The organism is Burkholderia sp. NLJ2, assembly GCF_049487195.1.
Taxonomy (GTDB): Bacteria; Pseudomonadota; Gammaproteobacteria; order Burkholderiales; family Burkholderiaceae; genus Burkholderia; species Burkholderia pyrrocinia.
The window spans coordinates 2,995,972-3,013,304 of record NZ_CP137808.1 but is presented as its reverse complement, the minus strand read 5'-3'; the positions used below and the strand labels follow the sequence as shown (position 1 = coordinate 3,013,304).

Here is a 17,333-nt window from a genome sequence, read left to right as displayed (position 1 = left end):
TCGTGCGCTGCGGTATCGCGGCAATTCGGGCCGGATCCTGTTCGTGAAATCGTGGGCGGCGCGCGGCGACGCTACGGTTTTCCGCGATAGCCGCGCGCGCCGGCCGCGGGTACGATCGCCGAATCTGCAGCGCATTTCCGCCTTCGCCGGGAGTCCCATGCCGATCCATCCCGTCGCGCTCGTTTGCACGGCCATCCTCGGGCTGCTGCTGTTCGGGCTCGGGCTCGTCGTGTCCGTCACGCGCTTTCGGTGCACCACCGGGTCCGGGTGTGCGCCCGATCCGACCGACGGATTGCACAAGATCGTGCGCGCGCACGGCAACACGGCCGAATACGCGCCGTTTCTCGCGGTGCTGTTTCTTTATTTCGGCGCACACGATCCGTCGCGCGCGATCCTGTCGCTGATCGTCGCGGCGACCGCATGCCGCTGCCTGCTCGTGATCGGATTGCTCGCGTGGCCGACGATGGCCAGGCCGAATCCCGTGCGTTTCATCGGTGCGCTCGGCACGTATCTGTGCGGCGCCGCGCTGTGCATTGCGCTGTTCGTCTGAGCGGCCGCGACGGCGCGACGTATCACCCGGTCGCGGCAGGGCTCGATGACTTCCTGTCGAAGCGCACCGACGTGTCTCTGACCGCCGTCTACCAGCGCGCGTCGGGCACCGACTCGACCGCCGTCAGACGCTGCCTTCCGCCTCGATCACGAGGATGCGCGCTTCGCCGAGCGGATGCGCGACGTGCTCGGTGCCGACCGTCGCGTGGAAGACGTCGCCGGTTTCGAGCACCGTTGCGTGCTCGATGCCCGCTTCGCGGTAGCGCATCTCGATGCGACCGTCGAGCACCGCGAGCACTTCCTCCCCGTCGTTCACATGCCATCGATACGGCTGGTCGGTCCAGTGCAGCCGGACCGTGATGCCGTTCAGGTTCGCGATGTCGAGCGCGTCCCACGGGCGGTCCGCGGTGAATGCCGCGCTGCGGATGATGTTCATCGATATGTTCTCCTGCGCGAATGCGCGTCGTCTTCCAGTCAATTTCCCCGCGCCCGCATTCAGTGAGACATCGCGCGCAGCGCCTGCTCGATCGTCTGCTTGCGCTTCGCGAAGCTGGCCGCCGACCGTTCGGTGGCCAGCTTCACGATCGATGCCGGTGCGGTGTCGGGCGAGCCGGCGTCGAACGGCGGCGCGGGCGCGTATTCGAGCTGAAGCTGGATCGCCTGCGCCTCTTCGTCGCCGGCCAGTTCCGCGGCGATCGTCAGCGCGAAGTCGATGCCGGCCGTCACGCCGCCACCGGTGATCAGGTTGCCGTCGCGCACGACGCGCTCGCGCACGGGCACCGCACCCAGCGGTTCGAGCAACGCGTGGAACGCCCAGTGCGTCGTCGCGCGCCGCCCGCGCAGCAGGCCTGCCACGCCGAGCAGCAACGCGCCCGTGCAGACCGACGTCACGTAGCGCGCCGTGGCCGCGCGCTGCTGCACGAACGCGATCGTTTCGGCATCGAGCAGCAGGTCGTTGATCCCGATGCCGCCTGGAACGCAGATCACGTCGAGCGGCGGGCAGTCGTCGAACGTGCAGGTCGGCGCGAGCGCAAGGCCGCTGCTCGACGCGATGGCGTCGCGCGACTTCCAGACCAGGTGGACGGTTGTGTCGGGCAGCGATGCGAGCACGTCGTGCGGGCCGGTGAGATCGAGTTGCTGGACGCCGGGAAACACGAGAAGGCCGATATGCAGGGTCATGCGAAGACTCCGGGTGGAAGAGGAACGCGCCGTTGCCGGTACACGATGGACAGATCGATTCTAGGCGCGTAGTGTTTGGCGAAATTGCCATATCGCCCACGTTTTCAGCCAATCGCCATGCCTGCCACCCCGCGCTCGATCCTGATCCTCGCGTTCCCTCGCGCGCAATTGCTCGACGTGTCGGGGCCGCTGCAGGTGTTCGCGTCCGTCAACGAACTCGCGCTGGAGCGCGGGCAACCGGCGCCGTATGCGCCGCGCGTCGTCGCGGCCGACGCCGGGCCCATCGAGACGTCGTCGGGCCTCGTCGTGATGGCCGAGTCGCTGCGCTCGGCCGCGCGCCGTCCCGATACGGTGATCGTCGCCGGCGGCAAGGGCGTGTACGCGGCATCGCAGGATGCCCGGCTGGTGCGCTGGGTGCGGCAGCAGGCGGCGCGTGCGCGGCGCGTGGCGTCGGTCTGCACCGGCGCGTTCCTGCTCGCCGAGGCCGGCTTGCTCGACGGACGGCGCGCGGTCACGCACTGGGCGCGCTGCGACGAATTCGCGGCGCGCTACCCGAACGTGCGCGTCGAAGCCGATCCGATCTTCATCCGCGAAGGCGCGCTGTGGACGTCGGCCGGCGTGACGGCCGGCATCGATCTTGCGCTCGCGCTGGTCGAGGAGGATCTCGGGCGGGCGACCGCGCTCGACGCCGCGCGCGAACTCGTCGTGTTCCTGAAGCGTCCGGGCGGACAGGCGCAGTTCAGCGCGATGCTGTCGATGCAGCGCACCGACGACCGGTTCGGCGAACTGCATGCGTGGATGGCCGAGCACCTGGCGGCCGACCTGTCGGTGCCCGCGCTGGCCGAGCGCGTGCGCATGAGCGAGCGCAGCTTCGTGCGCCACTATCGCGCGGGAACCGGCCGCACGCCCGCGCGCGCGGTCGAGCAGATCCGCGTCGAGGCCGCGCAGCGCCTGCTCGGCGAAACGACCTGGCCCGTCAAGCGGATCGCCGCGCGATGCGGATTCGGTTCGGAGGAGACGTTGCGGCGCAGCTTCGTGCGTGTGCTGGGCGTGTCGCCGCAGGCGTATCGGGAGCGGTTCGTGCGGTAACGCGCGGTGCGCGATCGGGGCCGGAGCGGTTGCCGTCTGGAGCTGAACGAAAACCGATCATTTTCCAGTGCGAAATGCCGAGACTATTCAGGATTGGAGAACAATAGGTGGGGGCTTGTGCCGCGCCCGCCGCGCGCTCTATTCTGTTCTGTTGGCGATTCGAAGGGGGGCAGCATGGACCGAATCCAGGCAATGGAAGTTTTTACCCGTGTGGTCGACGCGAACAGCTTTACGCGCGCGGCCGACACGCTCGCGATGCCGCGCGCGTCGGTCACGACCATCATCCAGAATCTCGAGGCGCTGCTCGGCGTGCGCCTGATGCACCGGACGACGCGCCGGCTGTCGCTGACGCCGGAAGGCGCCGCGTACTACGAGCATTGCATGAAGATCATCGCGGAGATCGCGGAAGCCGACGCGAGCTTCCAGACCGGCAACCGCAAGCCGAGCGGCGTGCTGCGCGTCCACATGCCGAGCTCGCTCGGGCGGCGCATCGTGCTGCCGTCGCTGTCGATTTTCCGGCAGCGCTATCCGGACATCACGCTCGAGCTGGGGCTTTCCGATCGCTACGTGGATCCGGTCGAGGAGGGCATCGACTGCATGATCCGGGTCGGGCCGCTCGAGGATTCGTCGATGGTCGCGCGGCGCATCGGGATGCTGAAGCGAGTCACCTGCGCGTCGCCCGATTACGTCGCGCGTCATGGCGAGCCGCACGAGATTGCCGATCTCGCCGAACATCATGCGGTGAATTTTCGTGCGAGCCACGGCGCGCGTGCAATTCCGTGGGTGTTCATGATCGACGGCAAGCCGGTCGAGGTACGGATGAGCGGTGACGTCACGGTCAACGATTCGGATGCCTACGTGACGTGCGGGCTCGAAGGGTTCGGGATGATCCAGCCGACGCTGTTCATGGTGCTGCCGAACCTGCTCGACGGGTCGCTGGTCGAGGTGCTGCCCGACTGCAATCCGAAGCCGAAGCCGATCTCGATCGTCTATCCGCACAACCGGCATTTGTCGCAGAAGGTGCGCGTGTTCGCCGACTGGATCGCGGAGGTGTTCGAGTCGACACCGGCGCTGGAGGGCGGCGAGAACTGGCGCGGCAAGGTGCTTGCGCATGCGGCGAAGCTGGAGAGAGGGTCGGTGGCGGCGTGATGGGGCGGTGCGGCCTGGTTGTCGGCTGCGCCGGTTTCATAGGAATCATCAAACGCCGTCGATTGTTTTGCCTTACGGCAGAAGCGCTGTGAATTCCATGCCCGGCATTTCCAGGGTTTCGCTGTCTTCGACTCGCCGCAGGTTTTCGATTCATGGGAATCGCTGAGGGACGTCGTACGATGCCGACCGCGACCGGGAGCGTTTTGCGGAGAGAAGTACTTTGAGGCGCAAAGAAAAAGGGCCCAGCTTGCGCTGGGCCCTTTTTGCATTTGGTGGCGAATCAGGGATTCGAACCCCGGACCTGCGGATTATGATTCCGTCGCTCTAACCGACTGAGCTAATTCGCCGAAGAAATAAATTATGCCGATGAGGCTTCTGGCTGTCAACACCTTTTTTCATCTTCCGTGAAAAAAGTTGCCGGCAGCCCGAGCCGGCCTCGTCGCGGAGCCGGTTGCCAGTCACCGGGGCAAGCCCGGTGACCGCCGCCAGCCCGCGCCTTGACCTCAATCCTGCGCGTAGATGTTCGAGTCCTTCGTCTCCTTGACGAACAGCAGGCCGATCACGAACGTGGCCAGCGCGATGATGATCGGATACCAGAGCCCCGAATAGATGTTGCCCTTCGCCGCGACGATCGCGAACGCGGTTGCCGGCAGGAAGCCGCCGAACCAGCCGTTGCCGATGTGATACGGCAGCGACATCGACGTATAGCGGATCCGCGTCGGGAACATCTCGACCAGCATCGCGGCGATCGGCCCGTAGACCATCGTCACGTAGATCACGAGGATCGTCAGGATCACGATCGTCATCGGCCAGTTGAGCTGCGCGGGGTCGGCCTTCGCCGGATAGCCCGCCGACTTCAGCGTGGTCGCGAGCGTCTTGTCGAACGCCGCCCCCTTCGCCTTTGCGTCAGCCCCCTTGGCGTCGTACGCGTCGATCACGGTGTCGCCCACCTTGATCTGCGCGGTCGTGCCGGCCGGCGCCGCGACGTTCTCGTAGTTCAGGCCGGCCTTCGCGAGCGCGCTCTTCGCGATGTCGCACGAGTCGGTGAACTTCGACGTGCCGACCGGGTTGAACTGGAACGAGCAGGTGGCCGGATCGGCGACGACGGTGATCGGCGCCTTCTGCGTGGCGATCTCGAGCTGCGGGTTCGCGTAGTGCGTGAGCGCCTTGAACAGCGGGAAGTAGGTCAGCGCCGCGATCAGGCAGCCCGCGAGGATGATCGGCTTGCGGCCGATCTTGTCCGACAGCGAACCGAAGAACAGGAAGAACGGCGTGCCGATCAGGAGCGCGATCGCGATCAGGATGTTCGCGCTTGCACCGTCGACCTTCAGCGTCTGCGTGAGGAAGAACAGCGCGTAGAACTGGCCCGTGTACCACACGACGGCCTGGCCGGCCGTCAGGCCGACGAGCGCGATGATCACGATCTTCAGGTTCTTCCACTGGCCGAACGCTTCGGTCAGCGGTGCCTTCGACGTCTTGCCTTCCGCCTTGATGCGCAGGAACACCGGCGATTCGTTCAACTGCAGCCGGATCCACACCGACACCGCGAGCAGTGCGATCGATGCGACGAACGGAATGCGCCAGCCCCAGCTGCCGAACGCTTCCTCGCCGATGAACGTGCGCACGCCGAGGATCACGAGCAGCGACAGGAACAGCCCGAGCGTCGCGGTCGTCTGGATCCACGCGGTGTAGAAGCCGCGACGGTTCGCCGGCGCATGCTCGGCGACGTAGGTCGCCGCACCGCCGTACTCGCCGCCGAGCGCGAGGCCCTGCAACAGCCGCATCGCGATGAAGATCACGGGCGCGGCGATGCCGATCGACGCGTAGCCGGGCAGGAACCCGACCACGAACGTCGAGATGCCCATGATCACGATCGTCACGAGGAACGTGTGCTTGCGTCCCACCATGTCGCCGAGCCGGCCGAACACGATCGCGCCGAACGGTCGAACCGCGAAGCCGGCCGCGAAGCCGAGCAGCGTGAAGATGAATGCGGCGGTCGGATTGACGCCGGAGAAGAAGCTCTTGCTGATGTAGGCCGCGAGTGACCCGGCCAGGTAAAAGTCGTACCACTCGAACACGGTCCCGAGCGACGACGCGAAGATCACCTTCTTTTCTTCGCCCGTCATCGGCGCGTGCGAAATTTGCCCGCCTAACGTTGCCATGAATCGTCTCCAAGTCCCTTGATATAGATATGCGGCCGCCTTGGGTGGGCGGGCCTGTCGACGATTATTGGCACGGAAACTTACGGCGCACTGACTTGCGCGGATAAAACGACTGCGTGTTAACCCGCGACGAATCGGGAGCTTCGCGCGTCGATTGTGGCGCGAACGTCCGGCAAACCGCCGGTTTCGGCGCGATTGCGGCGCGTTGCTGCGGTGCGCGTCAGGGTTAATCCGGGGCGGCTTCCGCCAGCGGCAGGCTGATGCGCACGAGCGTGCCGGCGAGGCGGGGCGCCTGCTGGTAGACGTGATCGTCGAGCGTCAGCGTGCCGCCGTGCTGCGTGGCGATTTCGCGCACGATCGCGAGCCCGAGGCCGCTGCCGTCGCCTTCGCGGCCGAGGATCCGGTAGAAGCGCTCGACGACGCGCTCGCGCTCGGCGGTCGGGATGCCGGGGCCCGTGTCCTCGACTTCGAGATGCACGAGCCGCGCCGCGGGCTCGGCATGCACGCGCACGGTGATGCGGCCGCCTGCCGGCGTGTAGCGGATCGCGTTGTCGATCAGGTTGCCGAGCATCTCGCGCAGCATCACCGGATTGCCGTCGACGTCGAGCGGCGCGTCGTCCGGCGGGCCTTCGTAACCGAGATCCATCCGCTTCGCGAGCGCGGCCTGCACCCAGTCGCGCACCGCGCGCCGCGCGAGCGCGGCGATCTCGACCGGCTCGAACGTGAGCCCGCTCGCGCGGTTCTCGGCGCGCGCGAGCGCAAGCAGTTGCGTGACGAGCCGCGCGGCCTGCTCGGAGCTCGTCGCGATCTGCTCGAGCGAGCGCTGCACGTCGGGCGGGACGGGGTGGCGCAGCGCGAACTCGGCCTGCGTGCGCAGGCCCGCGAGCGGCGTCTTCATCTGGTGCGCGGCGTCGGCGATGAAGCGCTTTTGCAGCGCCATGTTCTGTTCGAGACGCGCGAGCAGGTCGTTGAACGACGTGACGAGCGGTTCGATCTCGGGCGGCGCGCGCTGCGCCTCGACGGGCGACAGGTCGTCGGGCCGCCGCGCGCGGATGTGCGCCTGCAGCGCGTTGAGCGGCGCGAGCCCGCGCGACAGCCCGAACCAGACGAGCAGGATCGCGAGCGGCAGGATCACGAACTGCGGCAGGATCACGCCCTTGATGATGTCGTTCGCGAGCGCGTTGCGCTTGTCGAGCGTCTCGCCGACCTGCACGAGCACGGGCTGCACGCCGCTCGCTTGCGGCAGCGCGACCGTCGTATACGCGACGCGCACGTCGTTGCCGCGCAGCAGGTCGTCGCGAAACACGACGACGCCCGGCGGCGGGCGGTCCTCGTCGCGCGGCAGCGGCATGTCGGCTTCGCCCGCGACCAGCTCGCCGCGCGTGCCGAGCACCTGGAAGTAAACGCTGTCGACGTTGTCCGCGCGCAGGAAGTCGCGCGCCTGCTCCGGCAGCGTCAGCTCGGCGACACCGTTGACCGGGTGGATCTGCCGTGCGAGCACGTATGCGTTGGTTTCAAGCGTGCGGTCGAACGGGCTGTTCGCGATCGTTTTCGCGACGAGATAGGTGACGGCGATGCTCATCGGCCACAGCAGCAGCAGCGGCGCGAGCATCCAGTCGAGGATTTCGCCGAACAGCGAGCGCGGGCGCGGGGCCTCGGCCGCATCGGTTTCGTCGGGCGGTGCGAACGGGTTCTCGTAGCGCGCGTCGCGCGCCTCGTCGGCGGCCGACGACGGCGCGCCGGTCGGGTGGCGGGAATGGGCCGGCGTGGCCATCGCGGCGACGCCCGGCTTCAGCGCAGCGGCGTGCCGGCCACCGCGGGCTGGGGCGCTGTCGTGTCGGCCGGCGCGGCGGGCGCGACCTTTTCCAGGCAATAGCCGAGGCCGCGCACGGTCGAGATCCGCACGCCGCTCGGTTCGATCTTCTTGCGCAGCCGGTGCACGTAGACTTCGATCGCGTTGTTGCTGACTTCCTCGCCCCATTCGCACAGATGGTCGACGAGCTGCTCCTTCGACACGAGCCGGCCGATCCGCTGCAGCAGCACCTCGAGCAGGCCGAGCTCGCGCGCGGAGAGATCGAGCACGCGTTCGTTCGCATACGCGATGCGGCCGACCTGGTCGAACGCGAGCGAGCCGTGCCGCACGACGGTCGGGCCGCCGCCCGCGCCGCGCCGGGTCAGCGCACGCACGCGCGCCTCGAGCTCGTTGAGCGCGAACGGCTTGGCCATGTAATCGTCCGCACCGAGGTCGAGCCCCTTCACGCGCTCGTCGACGCTGTCGGCGGCGGTCAGGATCAGCACGGGGAGGTTGGAATTGCGGGCGCGCAGGCGCTTGAGCACGTCGAGCCCGGACATTTTCGGCAGCCCGAGATCGAGGATCAGCAGGTCGAATGACTGCATCGACAGTGCGGTATCGGCGTCGACGCCGCTCTTCACGTGGTCGGCCGCATAGCCCGATTGGCGGAGTGACCGGGTGAGGCCGTCCGCGAGTATGCTGTCGTCTTCGGCGATGAGAATTCGCATGTTGCTGACCGATGGCCGGCAGGGCGTTCACGCCGGCGCGGCTGTCTCCGAAGTTATTTGTGTATAACGCAGCCCGCATTGCGGGCTTGCATAAAACACTGTTTTTTTATACAGTGTCTGCATTCGTGGGCGGCGCTTGAAAGCGGGCGCGCCTTTAACAGACGCTGCTCATCATAGCAAAGGACGATTCATGGAAGAAAGCAAGAAGGGCTCCGGGATGACCGCCGAGAAGAGCAAGGCGCTGGCGGCCGCACTCGCGCAGATCGAGAAGCAGTTCGGCAAAGGGTCGATCATGCGGATGGGCGACGGCGAGGCGGCCGAGGACATCCAGGTCGTCTCCACGGGTTCGCTGGGGCTCGACATCGCGCTCGGCGTCGGCGGCCTGCCGCGCGGCCGGGTGGTCGAGATCTACGGTCCGGAATCGTCCGGTAAAACCACGCTCACGCTGCAGGTGATCGCCGAGCTGCAGAAGATCGGCGGCACGGCCGCGTTCATCGATGCCGAGCACGCGCTCGACGTCCAGTACGCGTCGAAGCTCGGCGTGAACGTGCCGGAGCTGCTGATCTCGCAGCCGGACACCGGCGAGCAGGCGCTGGAAATCACCGATGCGCTGGTGCGCTCGGGCTCGGTCGACATGATCGTCATCGACTCGGTCGCGGCGCTCGTGCCGAAGGCCGAAATCGAAGGCGAGATGGGCGATTCGCTGCCGGGTCTGCAGGCCCGCCTGATGTCGCAGGCGCTGCGCAAGCTCACCGGCACGATCAAGCGCACGAACTGCCTGGTGATCTTCATCAACCAGATTCGTATGAAGATTGGTGTGATGTTCGGCAACCCGGAAACCACGACGGGCGGCAACGCGCTGAAGTTCTATGCGTCGGTGCGTCTCGACATCCGCCGGATCGGCTCGATCAAGAAGAACGACGAGGTGATCGGCAACGAAACCCGCGTGAAGGTCGTCAAGAACAAGGTATCGCCGCCGTTCCGCGAAGCGATCTTCGACATCCTGTATGGCGAGGGCATTTCGCGTCAGGGCGAGATCATCGATCTCGGCGTGCAGGCGAAGATCGTCGACAAGGCGGGCGCCTGGTACAGCTACAACGGCGAGAAGATCGGCCAAGGCAAGGACAACGCGCGTGAATTCCTGCGCGAGAATCCGGAAATCGCGCGCGAGATCGAGAACCGCATCCGCGAATCGCTCGGCGTCGTCGCAATGCCCGATGGTGCAGGCAACGAAGCCGAGGCGGTGGACGAAGAAGAGTGATGGTCGGGCGCCGAGGTCAGGCTGGCGAGCCGGAGGAGAGCGACGCGCCGGAAACGGCGGATCGCTCCGGCCGGCGAGCCGGATCCTCGGGCGCCGATCGGCGGGTCGCCGGCAGCAACGCCGCGAACCGCACCGCGACGAGGGCATCCGACGATGCCCTCGTTTCGTTTGAGATTGCCGCGCCGGACGATCCGTTCGACGACGATGAATCGTTCGACGCGCACGACCGGTCCCGCCGTCGCGTGTCCGGTGTCAGCTTCCCGGGCGATCGCGCATCCGATGCGTCGGCGCCTGCGACGGAAGATGTCTATACGCGCAGCAGCCAGCATCCGCGCCGCACGCGCCGTGCGGCGGGCGGTGCTTCAAGCGCTGCTTCCGGCAACGATCCGGGCGCCGGCGAACGCAAGTCGTCGAAGCCGCCGCGTTCGTTGAAAGGCCGCGCGCTCGGTTATCTGTCGAGGCGTGAATACAGCCGCACGGAACTCGCGCGCAAGCTCGCGCCGTATGTCGGCGAAGACGAGTCCGTCGAACCGGTGCTCGATGCGCTGGAGAAGGATGGCTGGCTGTCCGACGCGCGCTTTGCCGAGAGCCTCGTGCATCGTCGTGCGTCGCGCGTCGGTGTCGCACGCATCGTCAGCGAGCTGAAGCGCCATGCGGTCGGCGACGTCCTCGTCGAGGAAGTGAACGCGCAGTTGCACGAGACCGAATGGGTGCGCGCGCAGGCTGTCTGGCGCAAGAAGTTCGGTGCACTGCCGCAAACACCGGCCGAGCGTGCGAAGCAGGCGCGCTTTCTCGCCGCGCGCGGCTTCTCGAGCGCGACCATCGTGAAGTTGCTGAAGGTCGGCGACGATTTCCCGATCGACGATTGATCGCTCCGAGCGCGCGTGGCGCGCGATTTTGCTGCAACGCAACCGCTTCCGGACAGGCGGGAATACCCGCCGTCGCGTCAAACTGTCTCAAATACCCAATATGCTAAAATCCTTTGGTTTTCCTCTTCGGCCTCAACCTCCAGCATGCCGCTATCCGAGCCCGTGCCCCGTCAGTTGCGACATCGACGCGCAATCCGAGCGGAAGCTTACGAGCGCGGCGACGGCTTGTGGGACATCGAAGCCTGCCTGACCGACCACAAGCCGCGCGATGTCGCGCTTGCGTCGGGCATCCGGCCCCAAGGCCTGCCGATCCACGAACTCTGGCTGCGCGTGACTATCGATCGTGAACTCAATGTCGTCGACGCCGAAGCGTCTTCGGAATGGGTGCCCTATCCCGGTCAGTGTCAATCCGCCCCTCCCGCCTATCGGGCCCTCATCGGGCTCAATCTCTTCCGCCACTTCCGCCGCGATGCGAACCGACTTTTGTCCGGTGTCGCAGGCTGCTCCCATCTCACCGAACTGTGCGCCGTGCTGCCGACGGCAGCGATCCAGGCGTTCGCCGGTGACGTGTGGAACGTGCGCGAGGAGGGGGGCGAAGGGCCGGATCAGGACGGCGTGCACGACGAACCGCCTTTCCAGCTCGGCCGCTGCCGTGCGCTGCGGTTCGACGGCGAGGTCGTGCGGCAGTACTACCCGCGCTGGTATGGCGCGGAGCGGCCGAACGTGCCCGGTGAAGGCAGCACGAAGGAATGAACGGAAATCATTCGAAGAAGCGTCTTAAGCGACTTTTCATCCAACTCTCAGACTGAAGGGAATCACGCATGAAGATTCACGAGTACCAGGGTAAGGAAATCCTGCGGAAATTCGGAGTCGCGGTACCGCGCGGCAAGCCGGCGTTCTCGGTTGACGAGGCCGTCAAGGTGGCGGAAGAGCTGGGCGGCCCGGTGTGGGTCGTGAAGGCTCAGATTCACGCGGGTGGCCGTGGCAAGGGCGGCGGCGTGAAGGTGGCGAAGTCGATCGAGCAAGTTCGCGAATACGCGAACCAGATCCTCGGCATGCAGCTCGTCACGCACCAGACCGGTCCGGAAGGCCAGAAGGTCAACCGTCTGATGGTCGAAGAAGGCGCCGACATCAAGCAGGAACTGTATGTCAGCCTCGTCGTTGATCGCGTGACGCAAAAGATCGTTCTGATGGGTTCGAGCGAAGGCGGCATGGACATCGAAGAAGTTGCCGAAAAGCACCCGGAACTGATCCACAAGGTCATCGTCGAGCCGTCGACCGGCCTGCTCGACGCCCAGGCCGACGACCTCGCCGCGAAGATCGGCGTGCCGGCTGCTTCGATTCCGCAAGCGCGTGCCATCCTGCAAGGCCTGTACAAGGCATTCTGGGAAACCGACGCGTCGCTGGCTGAAATCAACCCGCTGAACGTCTCCGGCGACGGCAAGGTCATCGCACTCGACGCGAAGTTCAACTTCGACTCGAACGCGCTGTTCCGTCATCCGGAAATCGTCGCGTACCGCGATCTGGACGAAGAAGATCCGGCTGAAATCGAAGCGTCGAAGTTCGACCTCGCGTACATCTCGCTCGACGGCAACATCGGCTGTCTCGTGAACGGCGCAGGCCTGGCGATGGCGACGATGGACACCATCAAGCTGTTCGGCGGCGAACCGGCGAACTTCCTGGACGTCGGCGGAGGAGCTACGACCGAGAAGGTCACGGAAGCGTTCAAGCTGATGCTGAAGAACCCGGATCTGAAGGCGATCCTCGTGAACATCTTCGGCGGCATCATGCGCTGCGACGTGATCGCGGAAGGCGTGATCGCCGGTTCGAAGGCCGTGAACCTGAAGGTGCCGCTCGTCGTGCGCATGAAGGGCACGAACGAGGACCTCGGCAAGAAGATGCTGGCCGACTCGGGCCTGCCGATCATCTCGGCGGACAGCATGGAAGAAGCCGCGCAGAAGGTCGTCACGGCTGCCGAAGGCAAGTAACGCTATCGAATACGCATGGCGGCGCGGCAGATACGCGACGCCAATCGAACAGAGGTCAAAATACATGTCGATTCTGATCAACAAGGACACGAAGGTCATCACGCAGGGCATCACCGGCAAAACCGGTCAGTTCCATACGCGCGCCTGCCGTGAATATGCAAACGGCCGCGAAGCATTCGTCGCGGGCGTGAACCCGAAGAAGGCCGGCGAAGATTTCGAAGGCATTCCGATCTACGCGAGCGTCAAGGAAGCGAAGGAAGAAACCGGCGCGACCGTGTCGGTCATCTACGTTCCGCCGGCAGGCGCTGCCGCTGCGATCTGGGAAGCGGTCGAAGCCGATCTGGATCTCGCGATCTGCATCACGGAAGGCATCCCCGTCCGCGACATGATCGAAGTGAAGGACCGCATGCGCCGCGAAGGCCGCAAGACGCTGCTGCTCGGGCCGAACTGCCCGGGCACGATCACGCCGGACGAACTGAAGATCGGCATCATGCCGGGTCACATCCACCGCAAGGGCCGCATCGGCGTCGTGTCGCGTTCGGGCACGCTGACGTATGAAGCCGTTGCGCAGCTGACGGCACTCGGCCTCGGCCAGTCGTCGGCAGTCGGTATTGGCGGCGACCCGATCAACGGTCTGAAGCACATCGACGTGATGAAGATGTTCAACGACGATCCGGATACGGATGCGGTCGTGATGATCGGCGAAATCGGCGGTCCGGACGAAGCCAATGCGGCCGAGTGGATCAAGGCCAACATGAAGAAGCCGGTCGTCGGCTTCATCGCGGGTGTCACGGCGCCTCCGGGCAAGCGCATGGGCCACGCCGGCGCGCTGATCTCGGGCGGTGCGGATACGGCCGAAGCGAAGCTGGAAATCATGGAAGCGTGCGGCATCACCGTCACGCGCAACCCGTCGGAAATGGGCCGCCTGCTGAAGGCAGCGCTGTAATATTTCCGCCTGGGTTCGTCCTGCAGAAAACGCCGGCTTTGCCGGCGTTTTTTGTTATGCTCGCGCAATGAATTCGTAAGCACCGGGCATGCGCTACGCATGTGCCGGCGACGAACCGGGCCGCCCGCCGGGTGGCCATATCCTGCACCTCACCCCCATGCTCGAATTCCTGACGTCGCTGCACTGGGGCGCCGTTCTCCAGATCGTCATCATCGATATCCTGCTCGGCGGCGACAATGCGGTCGTGATCGCGCTCGCCTGCCGCAACCTGCCGGCGAACCAGCGGCTGCGCGGCGTCGTCTGGGGCACCGCGGGGGCGATCCTGCTGCGCGTCGCGCTGATCACGTTCGCGGTCGCGCTGCTCGACGTGCCATTCCTGAAGATCGGCGGCGGGCTGCTGCTGCTGTGGATCGGCGTCAAGCTGATGGCGCCGGCCGCCGACGCGCACGACCACATCAAGCCGGCCGACCGGCTGTGGGACGCCGTGAAGACGATCGTGATCGCCGATGCGGTGATGAGCCTCGACAACGTGATCGCGATCGCCGGCGCGGCCGAGCAGGCCGACCCGTCGCACCGGATGGCGCTCGTGATCTTCGGGCTCGTCGTCAGCGTGCCGATCATCGTGTGGGGCAGCACGCTGGTGCTGAAGCTGCTCGACCGCTTCCCCATCGTCGTCACGCTCGGCGCCGCGCTGCTCGGCTGGATCGCGGGCGGGTTGATCGTGAACGACCCGGTCGGCGATCGCTGGCCGGTGCTCGATACGCCACCCGCGATCTACGGCGCGAGCATGGCCGGCGCACTGTTCGTCGTGGCGGCCGGTTACGCGCTCAGACGGCGCCACGGCGCACCGCGCGCGCACTGACGTTGGCCGTCCGGCCGACTGCCGGAATCGCGACCCGCTGGCTACGATCGAGACGCCTGCCTTTACCGGCAGGCGTTTTTCGTTTCCGGAGCCTGCCATGTTCGAAGCCTTTTCCGTTTCCCTGTTCCGTCGCGTTGCCGCCGATCTGCGGCGCGCGAACCGGCCGTCGCCGCGCTGGCGGCCGGCCGGCTTCACGCTGATCGAGCTGATGATCGTCCTGGCGATCGTCGGCGTCGTCGCTGCCTATGCGATTCCCGCGTACCAGGATTACCTCGCGCGTTCGCGCGTCGGCGAGGGGCTCGCGCTCGCGTCGTCCGCGCGGCTCGCGGTTGCCGACAACGCGGCGAGCGGCGCGAGCCTCGACGGCGGCTACAGCCCGCCGGCCGCGACCCGCAACGTCGAATCGGTTGCCATCGACGGCGAGACCGGCCAGATTTCGGTTGCGTTCACGACCCGCGTCGCCGCGGCCGGCACGAATACGCTGGTGCTCGTGCCATCCGCGCCCGACAAGGCCGACGCACCCACCGCGCGCGTGGCGCTCAAAAAAGGCGCGATGCAAGCCGGCGCGATCGCATGGGAGTGCTTTGCCGCCGGCAAGGATGCGTCGTCGCTGCCGGCGCCGGGGGCCGGGCCGCTGCCGGGCACCGCCGCGACGCTGCCCGCGAAATATGCGCCAGCGGAGTGCCGCGCATAGCGCCGGCGGAGGAGGAGGGCGGCGCGCGCGGCACGCCGGCCGCCGCTTTGGCCGGCCGGGCCGGTCCCGCGGCGCCGGGTGGCCGCGCGACGGCCCCGCACAGAGGGGGGAAAGTTTTGTATAGTGCGCCGGTTGCTGACATCCGGTTCGCTCATGCCTTCTACTTTTTCCCGTTCGTTGTCGCTCGTTGCGCTGGCTGTCGCCCTGATCGTGCCGTATGCGATCACGAATCACACGTATCCGATCCCGACCTTCTATTCCGAGTTTTCCGCGCTGGTGCTGTATCTGCTGGTGGGGCTGTCGGTCGTCCTGCTCGCGCGGACGGGCCGTGCGGCCGAGCCGTTTGCCGCGCCGGCCGCGTTCGTCGTGCCGCTGGGGTTCGCCGTGGTGCTGATCGCGCAGGTTGCGCTGATGCAGCTCAAGGTACCGTCGATGAACTGGCTGGCGGTCGGTTATCTTGCCGCTGCGCTGGTCGCGATGCAGGCCGGCTACGCGCTCGCGCGCGACGGGTTGGCCGAAATCGTCTCGCGGATGATGGCCGGTGCGCTGCTCGTCGGCGGCGTGTTCGCGGTCGGAACGCAGATCGTGCAGTTGTTCCACCTCGAGTCGGCGGTATCGCCGTTCGTCGTGATGTACAACGTTGCGGCCGATCGCCGCCCGTACGGCAACATGGCGCAGGCGAACCATCTGGCCACCTACATCGCGTTCGCGCTCGCCGGCGCGCTGTATCTCGTGCAGACGCGCAGGCTCGCGGTATGGGCGTGGTTCGTGCTGTCGATCGTGCTGTCGGTCGGTCTCGCGCTGACGGTGTCGCGCGGGCCGTGGCTGCAGGTTGCGGTGATGGTCGTCGCGGGCTTCTGGATGGCGTGGCTCGAATCGCGCCGCGCGCCGGGCAATACGCGTGCGTGGCTGATGCCGGTCGTGCTCGCGGTCGCGTTCATCGCGGTGAACGTCGCGGTGCGCTGGGCCAACGTGCACTATCACCTGAATCTCGCGGAATCGGCGGCCGACCGGATGCGCGACGCGGGGCAGATCGCGCCGCGCCTCGCCCTGTGGAAGTACGGGCTCGCGATGTTCCGCGAACATCCGCTGCTCGGCGTCGGCTGGGGCGAATTCCCGTCGCACCAGTTTGCGCTCGTGCGCACGATGGGTGGCGTCGAGATCGCGAACAACTCGCACGACATCTTCATCGACCTGCTCGCGAAGTCCGGTCTCGCCGGCCTTGGCGTGCTCGTCGTCACGCTCGTGATGTGGTTCGTGCGTGCGCTGCGCGCGCCGCAGTCGAGCACGCGCGTGTTCGGCTTCGCGCTGATCGGCATCCTGCTGATGCATGCGCTCGTCGAGTATCCGCAGCAGTACATGTTCTTCCTGCTGCCGGCGATGTTCGTGATCGGGTTGCTCGACGTGAAGCCGCTGCGCATCCTGCCGGGTCGCGCGGCGTTCGGGCTGTTCGCGGTGCTGTCGTTCGGCGGCGTGCTGGCGGCGGTGCCCGTGCTGCGCGACTACCAGCGCGCGGAAGTGCTGTATTACGGCAACGACCCGGCCGCGCAGTATCGCGACGCGCCGTCGCTGCTGTTCGGCGCGTGGGGCGATTACGGCGCGGCGACGCTGCTGACGATTTCGCCGGAAGACCTGCCGGCCAAGCTCGTCGCCCATGAGCGCGCGATCGCGCTGCTGCCCGGCGAGACGGTGCTGCGCCGCTATGCGGCGCTGCAGGCGCTGGCGGGCCGCGAAGCCGACGCGCTCGATACCGTCGCGCGCCTGCATGTGTTCGCGAAGGAGCTGAAGGACTGGCCGCAGCAACTGGCCCTGCTGTACAAGCTGTGCGACCAGCAGCCGGCGCTGAAGGCGTTCAAGGCGGCCGTCGTCGCGAAGTACGGCGAAGTGCCGGCCGATGCGGCCGACGACTCGGACGACGACGACTCGGATTAAGACGCGCAGCGGCCGCCGGAACGCGGAATTCCGGCGTTTGCCGCGCGACGGGGTTAGCCGTCGCGCAGATCGGCCCTGCGTGAACCGCGTGAATTCGGCCGGGCGTCGATTACCTCATGAATCGAGCGGATTC

Annotated in this window: 16 protein-coding genes, 1 tRNA gene and 1 pseudogene; 12 read left to right on the top strand and 6 right to left on the bottom strand. The window is 66.6% G+C overall.

Features of this window, described 5'->3' with window-relative positions:
• The first annotated feature begins 157 nt into the window (after positions 1-157).
• Together R9B84_RS13900 and R9B84_RS13895 are read left to right on the top strand one after the other, a co-directional pair.
• The gene (locus R9B84_RS13900; RefSeq protein ID WP_423758370.1) at positions 158-550 is read left to right on the top strand and encodes an MAPEG family protein; all 393 of its coding nucleotides are present in this window, start codon (positions 158-160) and stop codon (positions 548-550) included.
• A pseudogene (locus tag R9B84_RS13895) lies at positions 547-669 on the top strand (porin); the annotation flags it as partial. The gene R9B84_RS13900 and the pseudogene R9B84_RS13895, both read left to right, overlap by 4 nt.
• A 4-nt stretch (positions 670-673) precedes the next feature.
• Here R9B84_RS13895 and R9B84_RS13890 read toward each other — a convergent pair.
• Positions 674-985, bottom strand: coding sequence for a cupin (locus R9B84_RS13890; RefSeq protein WP_423758369.1), 312 nt, complete (start codon positions 983-985; stop codon positions 674-676).
• A 59-nt stretch (positions 986-1,044) separates the two neighbouring features.
• A complete protein-coding gene (locus tag R9B84_RS13885) occupies positions 1,045-1,728 on the bottom strand; it encodes a DJ-1/PfpI family protein (protein WP_423758368.1) in 684 nt (227 codons plus the stop codon).
• Between the two features lie 117 nt (positions 1,729-1,845).
• Here R9B84_RS13885 and R9B84_RS13880 point away from each other — a divergent pair, with 117 nt between their 5' ends.
• Entirely contained in the window at positions 1,846-2,817 is a 972-nt protein-coding gene (locus tag R9B84_RS13880; protein WP_423758367.1) for a GlxA family transcriptional regulator, read from the top strand.
• Between the two features lie 174 nt (positions 2,818-2,991).
• The gene (locus R9B84_RS13875; protein WP_423758366.1) at positions 2,992-3,966 is read left to right on the top strand and encodes a LysR family transcriptional regulator; all 975 of its coding nucleotides are present in this window, start codon (positions 2,992-2,994) and stop codon (positions 3,964-3,966) included.
• 270 nt (positions 3,967-4,236) lie between these two features.
• On the opposite strand, the gene R9B84_RS13870 is transcribed toward R9B84_RS13875, so the two are convergent.
• The 4 genes from R9B84_RS13870 to R9B84_RS13855 all read right to left on the bottom strand — a co-directional run bounded on the left by R9B84_RS13870 (position 4,237) and on the right by R9B84_RS13855 (position 8,648).
• Positions 4,237-4,313, bottom strand: a tRNA-Met gene (locus R9B84_RS13870).
• A gap of 156 nt (positions 4,314-4,469) precedes the next feature.
• On the bottom strand, positions 4,470-6,128 hold the full coding sequence (locus R9B84_RS13865) for an MFS transporter (protein ID WP_423758365.1): 1,659 nt from the start codon (positions 6,126-6,128) through the stop codon (positions 4,470-4,472).
• 226 nt (positions 6,129-6,354) lie between these two features.
• Positions 6,355-7,902, bottom strand: coding sequence for a sensor histidine kinase N-terminal domain-containing protein (locus R9B84_RS13860; RefSeq protein WP_423758364.1), 1,548 nt, complete (start codon positions 7,900-7,902; stop codon positions 6,355-6,357).
• A 17-nt stretch (positions 7,903-7,919) separates the two neighbouring features.
• Positions 7,920-8,648 carry a response regulator gene (locus tag R9B84_RS13855; RefSeq protein WP_423758363.1) on the bottom strand — a complete coding sequence of 243 codons (729 nt, stop codon included), beginning with the start codon at positions 8,646-8,648 and terminating at the stop codon, positions 7,920-7,922.
• A gap of 190 nt (positions 8,649-8,838) precedes the next feature.
• On the opposite strand from R9B84_RS13855, the gene recA reads away from it, so the two are divergent.
• The 8 genes from recA (at position 8,839) to R9B84_RS13815 (ending at position 17,200) form a co-directional block, all read left to right on the top strand.
• On the top strand, positions 8,839-9,909 hold the full coding sequence (gene recA, locus R9B84_RS13850; RefSeq protein ID WP_047898939.1) for a recombinase RecA: 1,071 nt from the start codon (positions 8,839-8,841) through the stop codon (positions 9,907-9,909).
• The gene (gene recX / locus R9B84_RS13845; protein ID WP_423758362.1) at positions 9,909-10,778 is read left to right on the top strand and encodes a recombination regulator RecX; all 870 of its coding nucleotides are present in this window, start codon (positions 9,909-9,911) and stop codon (positions 10,776-10,778) included. The genes recA and recX overlap by 1 nt, the downstream gene beginning before the upstream one ends.
• A 144-nt stretch (positions 10,779-10,922) precedes the next feature.
• Positions 10,923-11,531 (top strand): DUF2889 domain-containing protein, encoded by a 609-nt coding sequence (locus R9B84_RS13840; RefSeq protein ID WP_423758361.1) that lies wholly within the window; start codon positions 10,923-10,925, stop codon positions 11,529-11,531.
• A 68-nt stretch (positions 11,532-11,599) separates the two neighbouring features.
• Positions 11,600-12,766: an ADP-forming succinate--CoA ligase subunit beta gene (sucC, locus tag R9B84_RS13835; protein WP_096471695.1), complete on the top strand. Its 1,167-nt coding sequence runs from the start codon at positions 11,600-11,602 to the stop codon at positions 12,764-12,766.
• Between the two features lie 64 nt (positions 12,767-12,830).
• Positions 12,831-13,712, top strand: a complete 882-nt coding sequence (sucD, locus tag R9B84_RS13830) for a succinate--CoA ligase subunit alpha (RefSeq protein WP_034178933.1) — start codon at positions 12,831-12,833, stop codon at positions 13,710-13,712.
• A gap of 157 nt (positions 13,713-13,869) precedes the next feature.
• Entirely contained in the window at positions 13,870-14,574 is a 705-nt protein-coding gene (locus R9B84_RS13825) for a TerC family protein (protein ID WP_423760003.1), read from the top strand.
• Positions 14,575-14,671: 97 nt separating this feature from the next.
• A complete protein-coding gene (locus tag R9B84_RS13820) occupies positions 14,672-15,268 on the top strand; it encodes a pilin (protein WP_423758360.1) in 597 nt (198 codons plus the stop codon).
• A 153-nt stretch (positions 15,269-15,421) separates the two neighbouring features.
• Positions 15,422-17,200 carry a PglL family O-oligosaccharyltransferase gene (locus R9B84_RS13815; RefSeq protein ID WP_423758359.1) on the top strand — a complete coding sequence of 593 codons (1,779 nt, stop codon included), beginning with the start codon at positions 15,422-15,424 and terminating at the stop codon, positions 17,198-17,200.
• Positions 17,201-17,333: the final 133 nt, after the last annotated feature.